The 12636-nt window shown below is 62.9% G+C and carries 15 protein-coding genes; 3 read left to right on the top strand and 12 right to left on the bottom strand.

Annotated features, from left to right (window positions below; all coding sequences use genetic code 11):
• Positions 1 to 109 precede the first annotated feature (109 nt).
• Positions 110 to 1045: a LysR substrate-binding domain-containing protein gene (locus tag ACSQ20_RS08525; RefSeq protein WP_436018923.1), complete on the top strand. Its 936-nt coding sequence runs from the start codon at positions 110 to 112 to the stop codon at positions 1043 to 1045.
• A 31-nt stretch (positions 1046 to 1076) separates the two neighbouring features.
• On the opposite strand, the gene ACSQ20_RS08520 is transcribed toward ACSQ20_RS08525, so the two are convergent.
• On the bottom strand, positions 1077 to 2483 hold the full coding sequence (locus tag ACSQ20_RS08520; protein ID WP_436018921.1) for an 8-oxoguanine deaminase: 1407 nt from the start codon (positions 2481 to 2483) through the stop codon (positions 1077 to 1079).
• Between the two features lie 247 nt (positions 2484 to 2730).
• Between ACSQ20_RS08520 and uraH the strand changes: the two genes are divergently transcribed.
• Both uraH and ACSQ20_RS08510 read left to right on the top strand, forming a co-directional pair.
• Positions 2731 to 3084 carry a hydroxyisourate hydrolase gene (gene uraH, locus ACSQ20_RS08515; RefSeq protein ID WP_436018919.1) on the top strand — a complete coding sequence of 118 codons (354 nt, stop codon included), beginning with the start codon at positions 2731 to 2733 and terminating at the stop codon, positions 3082 to 3084.
• Positions 3085 to 3128: 44 nt separating this feature from the next.
• Complete coding sequence (locus ACSQ20_RS08510; RefSeq protein WP_436018917.1) at positions 3129 to 4322, top strand: urate hydroxylase PuuD; 1194 nt, start codon at positions 3129 to 3131, stop codon at positions 4320 to 4322.
• Between the two features lie 71 nt (positions 4323 to 4393).
• Here ACSQ20_RS08510 and ACSQ20_RS08505 read toward each other — a convergent pair whose 3' ends face one another.
• The 11 genes from ACSQ20_RS08505 to ACSQ20_RS08455 all read right to left on the bottom strand — a co-directional run bounded on the left by ACSQ20_RS08505 (position 4394) and on the right by ACSQ20_RS08455 (position 12624).
• A complete protein-coding gene (locus ACSQ20_RS08505; RefSeq protein WP_436018915.1) occupies positions 4394 to 4693 on the bottom strand; it encodes a flagellar transcriptional regulator FlhD in 300 nt (99 codons plus the stop codon).
• 193 nt (positions 4694 to 4886) lie between these two features.
• Positions 4887 to 5027 (bottom strand): hypothetical protein, encoded by a 141-nt coding sequence (locus tag ACSQ20_RS08500; protein ID WP_436018913.1) that lies wholly within the window; start codon positions 5025 to 5027, stop codon positions 4887 to 4889.
• 257 nt (positions 5028 to 5284) lie between these two features.
• Positions 5285 to 5800 carry an ureidoglycolate lyase gene (locus ACSQ20_RS08495; protein ID WP_436018911.1) on the bottom strand — a complete coding sequence of 172 codons (516 nt, stop codon included), beginning with the start codon at positions 5798 to 5800 and terminating at the stop codon, positions 5285 to 5287.
• Positions 5801 to 5811: 11 nt separating this feature from the next.
• Complete coding sequence (alc, locus tag ACSQ20_RS08490) at positions 5812 to 6825, bottom strand: allantoicase (protein ID WP_436018909.1); 1014 nt, start codon at positions 6823 to 6825, stop codon at positions 5812 to 5814.
• Between the two features lie 64 nt (positions 6826 to 6889).
• Entirely contained in the window at positions 6890 to 7411 is a 522-nt protein-coding gene (gene uraD, locus ACSQ20_RS08485) for a 2-oxo-4-hydroxy-4-carboxy-5-ureidoimidazoline decarboxylase (RefSeq protein ID WP_436018907.1), read from the bottom strand.
• Positions 7408 to 8358: an allantoinase PuuE gene (gene puuE / locus ACSQ20_RS08480; RefSeq protein ID WP_436018905.1), complete on the bottom strand. Its 951-nt coding sequence runs from the start codon at positions 8356 to 8358 to the stop codon at positions 7408 to 7410. Before puuE ends, uraD begins: the two co-directional genes overlap by 4 nt.
• A gap of 195 nt (positions 8359 to 8553) precedes the next feature.
• Entirely contained in the window at positions 8554 to 9495 is a 942-nt protein-coding gene (gene ldcA / locus ACSQ20_RS08475) for a muramoyltetrapeptide carboxypeptidase (RefSeq protein ID WP_436018903.1), read from the bottom strand.
• 42 nt (positions 9496 to 9537) lie between these two features.
• The gene (gene tadA, locus ACSQ20_RS08470) at positions 9538 to 10107 is read right to left on the bottom strand and encodes a tRNA adenosine(34) deaminase TadA (protein ID WP_436018901.1); all 570 of its coding nucleotides are present in this window, start codon (positions 10105 to 10107) and stop codon (positions 9538 to 9540) included.
• On the bottom strand, positions 10104 to 10529 hold the full coding sequence (locus ACSQ20_RS08465) for a DnaJ family domain-containing protein (protein WP_436018899.1): 426 nt from the start codon (positions 10527 to 10529) through the stop codon (positions 10104 to 10106). The genes tadA and ACSQ20_RS08465 overlap by 4 nt, the downstream gene beginning before the upstream one ends.
• A 106-nt stretch (positions 10530 to 10635) precedes the next feature.
• Positions 10636 to 10902, bottom strand: a complete 267-nt coding sequence (locus tag ACSQ20_RS08460) for a hypothetical protein (RefSeq protein ID WP_436018897.1) — start codon at positions 10900 to 10902, stop codon at positions 10636 to 10638.
• Between the two features lie 159 nt (positions 10903 to 11061).
• The gene (locus ACSQ20_RS08455) at positions 11062 to 12624 is read right to left on the bottom strand and encodes a methyl-accepting chemotaxis protein (protein WP_436018895.1); all 1563 of its coding nucleotides are present in this window, start codon (positions 12622 to 12624) and stop codon (positions 11062 to 11064) included.
• Positions 12625 to 12636: the final 12 nt, after the last annotated feature.

The following is a 12636-nucleotide window of genomic DNA, read 5'->3' as shown; positions in this document are numbered from 1 at the left end:
CACACACCCGCATTCGCACTTTTCCTCGCTTGACGCCGATTTATGCACATATTAAAAATCTGATACTCCTGCCCCTGGTCGATCAGCTTCACCATATATCGGAGAAATCATGAGCCAGCAACGCGAAGCGATCGACACGTACCTGTTGCGCGTATTGCACACGCTGTTGATGGAGCGCAGCGTGACACGCGCGGCTGTCAAACTGAACCAATCCCAACCTGCCATCAGCGCCGCGTTGCGGCGGCTGCGCGACATTACTGGCGACCCGCTGCTCGTGCGCGGCAAGTCCGGCATGGTGCCGACCGAATATGGTCTATGCCTGCTCGAACCCGTGCAAAACGCACTGCGCGAAATCGAACGCATCCGCTTTCAGCAACACAATTTCGATCCGGCCACGTCGATCCGCTGCTATCGAATCGGCTGCCCCGACTATCTCAACGTGCTCTTCGTACCCACTGTTGTCGAGCGCTTTCGCCTGGCCGCACCGAATGCGCAACTCGAATTTCACTCGCTCGGCCCGGCGTTCGACTACGAACTCGCGCTCGAAGACGGCAAGCTCGATATCGTCGTGGGCAACTGGCCCGAACCGCCCGAGCAATTGCATCTGTCGAATTTGTTCATCGACGAAATCGTCTGTCTCGTGAGCAGCACACACCCGTTCGCCAAGCGTGGCCGCATGACGCTCGATCAATACCTGAGCGCCCCGCATCTCGCGCCGACGCCCTACTCCATCGGCCAACGCGGCGCCATCGATTTACACCTTGCGCGCGAACGCTTGAAGCGGCATGTCGTCGTTACGCTGCCTTACTTCAATCTCGCGCCGTATGCGCTCGTGAAATCGGACCTCATCTTTACGACGACGCGACTCTTCGCCGACCACTACGCCAAGCTGTTGCCGCTGACCGTCCTGCCCGCGCCGCTCGACTTTCCGCCGATGCAGTACTACCAACTGTGGCACGAGCGCTCGCATTACTCAGACGAGGTGCGCTGGCTGCGCGGTCTCGTCGCCGATGCGACGCGCACGCTCGTTCAACAAGCGGCGTAAGCGCTCGATCACGCCAGCCGCCGCGGACCTGCTAATGCGCCGCGCTCGCCAGACGCTGCGCCAGCGCATTGTGCCGGTTGATGAGCGGCTCCAATTCCACCGTCGCAAGATGACCCTCGCGCACCACAACCTTTCCGTCGATCACGCTATACGCGACCTGCGACGGCGCACAAAAAATAAGCGCGGCGACAGGGTCATGCCACGCGCCCGCAAACCGCGGTTGATGCAAATCGAACGCGACGAAATCGGCGGCCATGCCCGGCGCGAGCGCGCCGATATCGTCACGACCGAGCACCGCTGCGCCACCGAGCGTCGCGATCTCGAGCGCCTCTCGCGCGCTCATCGCATCGGGGCCGAAGCCGACGCGTTGCAGCAGCAGCGCCTGGCGCGCTTCGGCCACCATCTGCGCGCCGTCGTTCGAAGCCGAGCCGTCCACGCCAAGGCCGACCGGCACGCCGGCCGCGCGCATGCTGCGAACCGGCGCGATGCCAGACGCGAGACGCATGTTCGAGCAAGGGCAATGCGCTACGCCGGTGCGCGTGCGTGCAAATAGATCGATGCCCGCTGCATCGAGTTGAACGCAGTGAGCGTGCCAGACGTCCGGCCCCAGCCAGCCAACGTCTTGCGCATACTCGGCGGGCGTCATGCCGAATCGCTCGCGGCTATAGGCAACATCGGCTGCGTTTTCAGCCAGATGCGTGTGCATCGACACGCCATACGTACGCGCGAGCGCAGCGGATTCGCGCATCAGATCGCGGCTCACCGAAAACGGCGAACACGGCGCCACCGCCACGCGCAGCATCGCGTAGCGGCCGGCATCGTGATAGGTCTCGATCAGGCGCTGGGTGTCCGCCAGGATATCGGCCTCGCGCTCGACGAGCCCATCAGGCGGCAATCCGCCGTCTTTCGCGCCGACGCTCATGCTGCCGCGACTGGCGTGAAAGCGCATGCCGATGCGCGCGGCGGCCGCGATGCTGTCATCGAGCCGACAGCCGTTGGGATACAAATAGAGATGATCGCTCGACGTCGTGCAGCCCGAGAGCAGCAGCTCCGCCATGGCGGTAAGCGTCGATATTTCGATCATCTCTGGCGTGAGATTCGCCCAGATGCGGTAAAGGCTCGTGAGCCAGCCGAACAGTTCGGCGTTTTGCGCAGCCGGCACCGCGCGCGTCAAGCTCTGATACATGTGATGGTGCGTATTGACGAGCCCCGGCACGACGAGATGGCCGCGCAGGTCAAGCACTTCGTCCGCCGTGGGCGGCAGCTCGCTCGTCGGCGCGACCGCGGTGATGCGGTTGTCTTCGATGAAGAGCCCGGCATCGCGCAACTCGCGGCGCGCGCCATCCATCGTCACGAGCACCTCGGCATGCCTGACGAGCATCGTCTTCGGACATGATCGGCCAGGCGAAGACGGACGATAGGACGGCTCGGGGGTCATTCGATCTCCGTTGGCTGCTGTTGACATAACGATCAAGGGCCAAAATAACGCTGGCAATGTGCCGCGGCGCGATACCCACCTTCACGGCTACGATATAGTCCCGCGCTTCATGCGGCCGTCCTTATCTTGCCTATCGGTTGTGCGCACCGGCTCGCGCCTTTTTTAGAATGCCATCAATGCGCGGCGCCCGGTCGTCATCGCGGTCGTTGCCAACGGCCGCCGCGCTTACTACGAGGATCGATTGCAAATGGGAAAGCTTACGACTCACGTGCTGGACACCGCGCTCGGCCGCCCTGGCGCCGGAATGACGATCGACGTTTTCGCGGCGGACGGCGATGCGCGCCGACTGCTCGGCACGGTCGTCACGAACGCGGACGGCCGCTGCGACGCGCCCCTCGTCGAGGGAGCCGATTTTGTGATCGGGCAATACGAACTTGTCTTTTATGCGGGCGATTATTTTTTCACCGCGGGTCTCGGGCTACCGGCGCCGAATTTTCTCGATCGCGTGGTCGTACGCTTCGGCGTATCCGATGCCACCGCTGATTATCACGTCCCGCTGCTCGTTTCTCCCTGGGCGTACACCACCTATCGCGGCAGTTGAGCGCACACGATAACGAACATCATCGGCCTTTAGGGAGGCAATTCATGGAAGGGTTCATCGCCGACTGGCTCAATCTCGCGATTCGCTGGCTGCATGTCGTGGTGGCGACCGCGTGGATCGGCGAGTCGTTTTACTTCGTCGCGCTTGATAACGGCTTGAAAAAGCCCAAGGACCCTGCGCTCGTCGCGCGCGGCGTATTCGGCGAACTCTGGCACGTGCATGGCGGCGGCTTTTACAACATGCAGAAATACATGGTTGCGCCGCCGGAGATGCCCGAACACCTGCACTGGTCGAAGTGGCCCTCCTATACGACGTGGATGTCGGGCTTTGCGCTCTTCACCGTGCTTTACCTCTTTTCCCCTGGCACTTATCTGATCGATCGCAACGTCCTCGATATGACCGCGCCGATGGCGATCGCCGCGGCGCTGGGCTTTCTGGCGGCAGGGTGGATCGTCTACGACGCGTTGTGCCGCCTGCTCGGCACCCGCGACCGCCTGCTCGGTCTGACGGTTGGCCTTTATGTGCTCGCCGCGGCGTGGCTTGCCTGCCACACGTTTTCAGGCAGAGCCGCCTATCTGATCGTCGGCGCAATGCTCGCGACGATCATGTCCGCCAACGTGTTCTTCGTGATCATTCCGGGACAACGCAAGATGGTCGGCGCCATGCTGCGCGGCGAGGCACCCGATCCAATTTACGGTAAGCGCGGCAAACAGCGCTCGGTACACAATACCTATTTCACGCTGCCCGTCGTCTTCGCGATGCTGTCGAACCACTATGCGATGACCTATACGCACCGCTACAACTGGGCGGTGCTGGCCGTCATCATGCTTGCGGGCGCCCTGATCCGGCAGTTCTTCGTCATGCGACATCGGGGACAAGTGCTGTGGTACCTGCCCGCGGCGGGCGTCGCGTTGCTTCTCGCCGCACTCGCGTGGACGATGCCGCGACCGATCGCACCGCAAGCGCAGGCCGCCAACGCACCGGTGATCCGCATCGCCGACATCACCCCGGTGCTGAAGGCGCGATGCGTCGCCTGCCACTCCGCGCAGCCATCGTTGATGAACAGCGCACCGGCCGGCGTGATGTTCGACACGCCGGACGAGATCGCGCAAAACGCGCAACGCATCTATCAACAGGCCGTCCAATTGAAAGCGATGCCGCTTGGCAATGTCACACATATGACCGACGACGAGCGTATGCAGCTCGCTGCCTGGTTCCAAGGTGGCGCGTCGAAGTAAAAAAAACCCGCCGGTGAAGGCGGGCAAGGTATGGTCCGCCAAACGACGGACAGGAAACGGACTCGCTCGAATCAGTTAGCTTGTGCGACCAACCGCGCTTTATCTGCGGCAGAGACAGCGGCTTCGCCGGGCGCACCCAATGTGCCAAGCATCGCCTGATCGTTGAAGCGAAAGAAGCAAACGAGTTGATCGCATGATGCAAGCTTGAGCGTTTGGGCTTGCGAGAGGCCGGACAGCACCTCCGCCAGCGGAGCCGACAAGCCAAGCGATGCCATGCCGGCCGTGCGGTCGTCGTTCAGCATGCGCTGCACGAGCGACAAATACGACAGGTTGATTTCGCGAATCGATTCGAGTGTGTCGCAACCGTTCATGGCATTCCTTTGCTGTGTGTCCCATTGTTTCGTTATGTGCTGCTCGCTCTTTTTGTTATTCCCTGATTGCCGCCTGGTCTCCCGCACGCTTCGTTGCGGTTGTTCTTTCGTGTTCAATGTTTCGGTGTTTCGATTACTGCCGATGCCTGCCGACGGAGCCAACGTTTGCGTGCCCGGCCAGGCTTAAATCCGATCAGCAGCCAGCCCGCTGGTCGTTGACGCCCGAGGCGATCAAACTCGCGGCCACTTCGCGCAGCAGATGCTGCGTCAGCGCTCCCGCACCGCCCTGTGTCAGGCGCCTGAGTTCCAGCAGATCTTTGGCTATGCGGCTCATGTCATTTCTCCAAGGGGTGGCGGCGCTGTTGCTGCCTGCCTGCCGGCTATTTCGAAACCGGTTTCCTGTGAACAAAGTATGGGTCAGCCCGAGGCGGAATCAAATCAGCGGGCGCTGAGCCGTACGTAATACGAACGCGCTTGGGTGTCAGCGCTTTCCTACGTGAGCCATGCGTAAAAGCGACGAAGCCCGGGCACGCCCCGGGCTTCGTCGCTTTTGCACTCGACAATCGGTAAAAGGTGCAGCCGGCCGTATGTCTATGAGATCGCCTGCCGCAAGCACTCGTGCGTCAGCCACAGCGATTCCGGTAGCATTTGCTCGTCACAGTTGTGCCCTTCACCACCACGATCGACGACGATGAAATCGCTGGTGTGCTCACCGAGCGCAATCAACGGATGGTGCCAGACACCTTTGGCGTAGTTGACGCCCTGCCAGCCGCGCGCCACGAACGCGCGAACGTCTGAGGGCACCAACGCACCCGCCGGCGCCACGACGACCAGATACGGATTAGCGTCGAGCGGAACGAACGCCTGGCTGCCGAGCGGATGGCGCTCGAGCATGGTCACTTCGAACGGCAGCGTGCGCGGCTCGCCACGAAAAACGTTCAGCAGCGGGCGCCCGCCCGCATCGGCCACGTCGATGCGGGCCAGATCGTGGTAACGCATCGTCGTGCCGAGATTGATCGGAATCTGATGCGCGCCCTCAAGCTCGATGACATCGCCGAACCGCGCAAACCCCTGCCGCGTGAGCGGTTCGATAGGAAGCACTTTCACGCGCCCGCTCCTTATTCGATGTGGCCCCAAAGACGCAGGCGCGACACGCCGCCGTCCGGAATGATATTGAAACGAACGTGCGTCACAGGCCCCAACGCCGCAAGCTCGCTTTCGAACAGATGCTGGTTGTCCATCTGCAGCTTTTGCTCCGCGAGCAATGTGGGCCAGAACATGGCCTGCGTGACGAGCGAGCTGTCCGTGCCACCTGAGACACTGGCGGCTTGCAACGAGCAGCGATCCGGGTAATTGCCCTTGAAGTACGCCGTATCGACTTCAATTTTGGCGATCGTGCCGCGATGCGCCAGCGCAACGATGGCCCAGTCGTTGCCGGGCTCGCGTCGGCGGCGCGTCTCCCAGCCATCGCCCATATTCACACCGCGCCCCGGCATCAGCAAATTGGAGGCTGCGCCGAAATGCTGATTGTTCGCGGCCACCACGTAGGCGCCGTTATCCATCGCGGCGAGATCCACGAGCGCATTGCGGTCCGCACTCGCCCAGTCGATCTGCGGCTCGCCGTAAATGCGCAACCGCGCCACCCCGCCGTCGGGGAAAAGGTTGAGCCGGATATGCGTGCACGCACTGCCGTCATGCACATCGAGGTAGTGGTGACTATTGCCCTGCAATGTCGTGGCTGCGACGAGTTCCGTCCATTGCGTCGTCGCGTCGGGGGCGGCACCGGCCGCGACATGGGCCGCTTCGATCGATGCCGCGGGCGGAAAGTTGCCCGTGAAATGGCTCGTATCGATATCGACGCCCTTGACGACACCGGCGCGAGCGAGCTTGACCACGCACCAGTCGTGCCCCGCGGTACGCTTGCGGCGCGTTTCCCAGCCGTCCATCCATTTGCCGTGGTCGTCGTATTTGCCGGGAATGAACACCGCCGGCTCAGGGTTCAGCATGCGAGCTTTGGGCGCAAAAAAATCGTCGCTCGCTTCAAGCGCTTCGGCACCAAGCCGAGCGTCGGCAAGATTGACGTAGCGGCGCGTGAAATTCGGTGCATTGGGGTCCGTAGTCGGAACAGCCATCGTCGTCATCCTTACCAATCCAATGAATGAAATGAGCCGTGTTCGTCGGGCAGCCTGACGTGCGTCATCCGCCGATGAGATCGTCGAGCCGAAAGCGCGCGATCCGGTGAATCTGTTCCACGCTCATGCGCAATTCCTCCTCGCGGCTATGGCTCAAACGAGCCTCGACGTTCGCAATGATGCCGTCTCGATCGTAGCCCCGCACGGCGAGGATAAAAGGAAAGCCGAACTTCTCGCGATAAGCGCGATTCAGGCGCTGCAGCTTTTCCAATTGCTCGGGCGTACATTGCGATAGCCCTGCGCCGCTTTGTTCGCGTGTCGATTCGGCCGTCAACTCGCCGCGCACGGCGGCCGCACCGGCCAACTCCGGGTGCGCGTTGATGAGCGCGAGCTGACGTGCCGCGCCCGCCTGCTCGACGACGTCTGCCATCCGCCGGGCCATTGCATCGACGCTGTCGAACGGGCGCGCGCCCGCCGCTGCTTCGGCCACCCACGCGGAGTGCTCGTAGATGCCGGCCAGTAACGCAACGAATGCGTCTGCCCGCAGTGCATTCAGTTGTGCAAGCGTGTATCGCATCGCGTTCATGCCGTCGCGCCGGATGCGACGCCGCCATAGGGGTGGCGCGTGCGCCAGTGTTGTGCGATATCGATGCGCCGTGTCACCCAGACGCGATCATGCTTTTCGATGTGATCGAGAAACCGCTGCAACGCGCGAAAACGCCCCGGCCGCCCAAGAAGCCGGCAATGCATGCCAATCGACATCATCTTGGGTGCCTCATCGCCTTCTTCGTAAAGCACGTCGAATGCGTCACGCAAGTAAGTGAAGAAATGCTCCGCGGTATTGAACCCTTGCGGCGTGGCAAAACGCATGTCATTCGTGTCGAGCGTGTAAGGCACGATCAGGTGCGGCCGTCTTTCGCCGCCCGTCACTTCGACGTCGGTCCAAAACGGCAGATCGTCGCCATAGTAATCGGAGTCGTAAAGCAAGCCCCCATACTCGACCGCGAGCCGACGTGTGTGCGGGCTGTCGCGGCCCGTGTACCAGCCCAACGGCCGCACGCCCGTTATGCGCTCGATTGCCTGCATGCCGAGACGCATGTGCTCGGCCTCTTGCTCGGGCGACATGTCCTGATAGTGAATCCATCGCCAGCCATGACAGGCGATTTCGTGGCCGAGTTCGACGAACGCGCGCGCGAGTTCGGGGTGCCGCTCAATTGCCATGCCGACACCGAACACGGTGAGCGGCAGGCCACGCTTTTCGAATTCCCGCAAGATGCGCCAAACCCCGGCGCGCGAGCCATATTCGTAGATCGACTCCATGCTCATGTGGCGGGCTGGATAAGCAGCGGCGCCTACGATTTCGGACAGGAACTGCTCGGACGCGGCATCGCCGTGCAAGACGCAGTTCTCCCCGCCTTCTTCGTAATTGAGAACAAACTGCACGGCCACGCGCGCACCGCCTGGCCAGTCAGCCTGGACAGGGTGCCGGCCGTAACCGACCAAGTCGCGCGGATAAGTGGGATCGAATGACATGTTTGCAAAGCGTGGCGGCCAAGGGCCGATGCGCGGGACGCGGCGTGCGCCGGAACGTACGTTTGCCGTTCATCGCTTGACGCCAACTGGCATCGGGATTGCGGCCAGTGTAGCGAAAACACCCGGCCGCGCCCATATGGCCGAACGGATAGTGCGAGTCAGAGGCGAAGTATGTGGACGACGCGCGGTGGTGCGTCATCGCGTATCGGTATCGCGCAGATGCGGATAGGACGACACGCTGAGCCGAAACCCGTCCGGGCGCGCAACGAGATGCGCCGTGCCGCCGACCGGAAGCGTGATGAGGTCGGCACAATGGCCGAATGGCAGCCCCGTCACGACAGGGATATTTACGACCGAACGGATATGCTCGATCATCGCGCTCAGGTCGTAGCCGTTGTCGTAATCGAAGGCCCGGATGCCGGAGAAGTCCCCCAGCACCAGCGCGCGCTGCCTTGCGAGCACGCCCGAGCGCTGCAGTTGATAAATCATCCGTTCGATACGGAACGGCTGTTCGTTGGTGTCCTCGATAAAAAGAATGCCGCCCTCGACGTCGGGCAGATAGCGCGTGCCGACGAGCGAAACGATCGTCGACAGGTTGCCGCCCCAAAGCGTGCCTGATACATCGGCCGTCTGTGCTTGCGGCACGGCGAACTCGAGCGTCAGCGTAGGCCCGTTCATCGCACGCCAGAAATGGTCCATCGTGAACGCGCTCGGCACCTCGGCGCCGAAATGCATCGCCAGCATCGGGCCGCTGAAGGACGGCAGCCCCGCGCGAGCCAGCAGCGCCAACTGAATCGCCGTGAAATCGCTGTGACCGACGAGCGCCACCGGCTGGCCCGTCAAACGCCGCCGCAGCCCGTCGTAATCGAGCGCATCGAGCAACCGCACCGCGCCGTAGCCGCCGCGCAACGCCAGCACGATGTCGGGCAACGCATGCGCTGGATCCGCCAGACGGTTGATATCCTCTGCTCGTTCGCCGTCCGTCCCGCCAAAGCGTTGATAGCGTCGAGCGGTCGCCGCTTCGTTGCGGACCTCGTGCCCGGCAACGCGCAGCCGTGCGATTGCCCGCTCGACCGCTGCCTGGTCTGGAGGGTAGCCCGATGGCGCAATGAGTTCGACGATGCGGGAAAGGCTCATGAGAGGGTCGATCCGATGTTGATCCGCTTGAGGGGCACCGCGTCAGCCGGGCGGTAGCGGCACGTTGGCAACGGTGCTTGCGGCGGCCTCGCGCGCCGCGCGAATGGCTTGCCGCCGCTGCGCAAAAAACGACTTCAGGGCGTTGCTGCATTCGGTCGCGAGCACGCCGCCTTCAACACGTGTGTGATGATTGAGCTGCGCGTTGGCAAATGCATCGACAACACTGCCGCATGCGCCGGTCTTCGGGTCGTGCGCGCCGAATACGACGCGCGCGACACGTGCGTGCATGATCGCGCCGGCGCACATCAGGCAAGGCTCGAGCGTCACGTAAAGCTCGCACCCGGGCAAGCGATAGTTCTGAAGCGCAAGCGCTGCAGCACGCAGCGCGATCATTTCCGCATGCGCGGACGGATCATGGGCGCCAATCGGATGATTGAAACCCGTTGCTATCACCTCGTCGCCGCGCACGAGCACCGCACCCACCGGCACTTCGCCCGCCGCGCGCGCAACCTCGGCGGCTGCCAACGCTTGCGCCATGAAGCGGCGATCGCGTTCGGCATCGCCCGCTTGCGGGCCGGCCGCCGGAGGCTCTACGGCGGGCAAGCCGCTCACGAATGCCCCGCTACGTCGCCTGCGCTCAAAGCGTCCAGATCGACGCCGCCCGAGAGCGCGCGCTCCGACAGCCGCTCGGCAATGCGGCGGCAATATTCGCGCGGCACGACAGTGGGCGCGCCGCGCAATGATTCGAGCGCCATGTCGAGCGCCAACAGCTTCGAGTGCAGCCTGCAACGCTCGGCCTGGTCGCCTGCCACGCGCAACTCGTCTTGCAAATGCCGCAGCGCGCGCAGTTGTTCGACAGCAGGCGGAACGAACCCGGCGTTCTTGAGAATGCGGTTCGCCACCCGCACTTCCTCTGGGACGAGCAGATCGTCGTCCAGTTCCTGCGGAGCACCCGCACCGGGCAAATCGTCGAACTCGCCACGCGCGGCGGCTGCGGCAATGCGCTGTTCGACCAAAGCATCGAGCAATTTCATCTGTGATCCACTACATGGCGGCGCCGGCATTTTAGCAGGCTGCCGCCCTCCTTCGGCGCAGCGCGTTAGGCGCTCTACTCGGTACGGGGTGTGGCGTCAGCCGGGCTTACTTGCCGATCTTCATGCGCAGCTCGCGCGCCGTTTCGAGCAACCCTTCGTAGCCCGCTCGGCTGTGCTCCGGCAAATCGGGGTCGCCAACCAGCGCGCCGAGCGTCTCGATCAAGCTGTAAAGGATGCCCTTTGCGGCGCTCACGGCAATGCTGCCCGTGCTTAACTGGGTATTGACATGGCTGAGCGCCGCGTCCAATTGCTCCAATTCCAATGGCTTTGACGAAGGCTCTTCGGGTGACTTATTCGACGGGTCGGACGTCATGAGATCATTTCCTATAGGGTCGATGCGTCGCGCAGAGCCGGCCAGCGCCGTGCGAGACACGTTGTCCGGTTTTTATATACCTGCGCGGCGCTCGCGTCCACTATTGCAGCCGGCAGCGGCCGCATGGCAGCCAGCGCGGAGGCCGAGGCGGCGATGCGCTCAAGCGCTCGCCGTCTCGCCGATCCGGAAAACCGCAATCGCGGTCTGCAATTGCCGCGCCTCGCCCGCCAGCGATTCGACCGCCGTCGCGGCCCGCTCCACGAGGGCCGCATTTTGCTGCGTCATGCCGTCCATATGCGCCACCGACGCGTTCACGGCTTCGATGCCCGCGGTTTGCTCATTCGCGGCCTGCGCGATCGCTGCGACGATCTCCATGACCTGCGCGATGGCGCCGCGCGCCTCGTCGATCGTTGCGCCGGTTTGCTCGACGAGCTCGGCACCGTCGCCTACCCGGCCGACCGCGTTCTGAATGAGTTTGCGGATTTCCTTGGCCGCATTCGCGCTGCGCTGAGCCAGCGAACGGACTTCGCTCGCCACGACGGCAAAACCGCGGCCGTCCTCGCCCGCACGCGCCGCTTCGACCGCTGCATTGAGCGCGAGAATGTTGGTCTGAAATGCGATTCCCTCGATCACCGCGATGATCTCGACCATCTTTTTCGATTCGTCGGAAATATCGCGCATCGTCGAAACGGCTTGTGTTGCCGCCGCGCCGCCGCGATCGGTGATAGCCACCGCACGCTGGGCAAGCTCATTTGCCGCGCGGGCATGGTCCGAAGCCTGCCGAACTTGCGACGTGATCTGCGTCATGCTGGCGGCGGTCTCGCGCAGCGCCGTGGCCTGATCGACCGTGCGCGCCGAGAGATCGACGTTGCCACCCGCGATCTCGCCGGAGACCATCGCCACGTTATCCGATGCGTGCTTGATCCGCGCAATCATGCCGATCAGCGACTCGCGCATGTGAGCGATCGCGCGCAACAGGCTTTGCGCATGTGCGTCGTGCACATGCGTCGCCGTCACCAGATTACCGGCCGCGATGCCGTCGGCGATGCGTGCTGCGATGGTCGGGTCGCCGCCGATCGTTCGCACAATGCTGCGATTGATGAATGCAACCAGCGCCGCGAGCAGCGTCGCCAAAACGATTAGGATACCTAACGATGCATAGACGGACCGCGTAAACGCGCTATCGATATCGTCGATGTACGCACCAGTCGAAATGATCCAGTCCCAGGGTGCATAGCGCACGACATAACCGAGCTTCGCGATGGCCTGCGTGGTGTGCGGCCGCGGGAAGACGTAATCGACAAAACCGCCTTCCGGAGCCTGCGCTGCTTGCGCAAACGCAACGTAGTGATGGCGGCCGTCCGCATCGGCGACGCTTGCCAGGTCATGGCCAACCGTCGCCGGCTTCATCGGATGCATCACCATGCGCGGCGTCGAATCGATCACGATGAAGTAGCCGTTTTCCCCATAGCGCACCGCGCGCAGCCGAGCAAGTGCCTGCTGGCGCGCTTGCGGCTCGCTCAATGCGCCGCTGTGCGCCAACGACGCATACTCCTCGACGATAGCAAGCCCCACGTGGGCCACGTTCACCAGATCGTTCTTGCGCTCTTCCATGCGCGTGGCGCGCAACATCAATGCTGCGGCTACCGAGACCGCCGCTAATACGATCATGCTGACGACCAACGGCAACCACAATTTTTGCTTGAAAGTGAGTGTGGCCATGAAGACACTCCA

This window comes from Trinickia sp. LjRoot230, assembly GCF_964253315.1.
GTDB lineage: Bacteria > Pseudomonadota > Gammaproteobacteria > Burkholderiales > Burkholderiaceae > Trinickia.
Note: the sequence above shows the minus strand (reverse complement) of the source record. Positions and strands in the feature narration are given on the sequence as shown.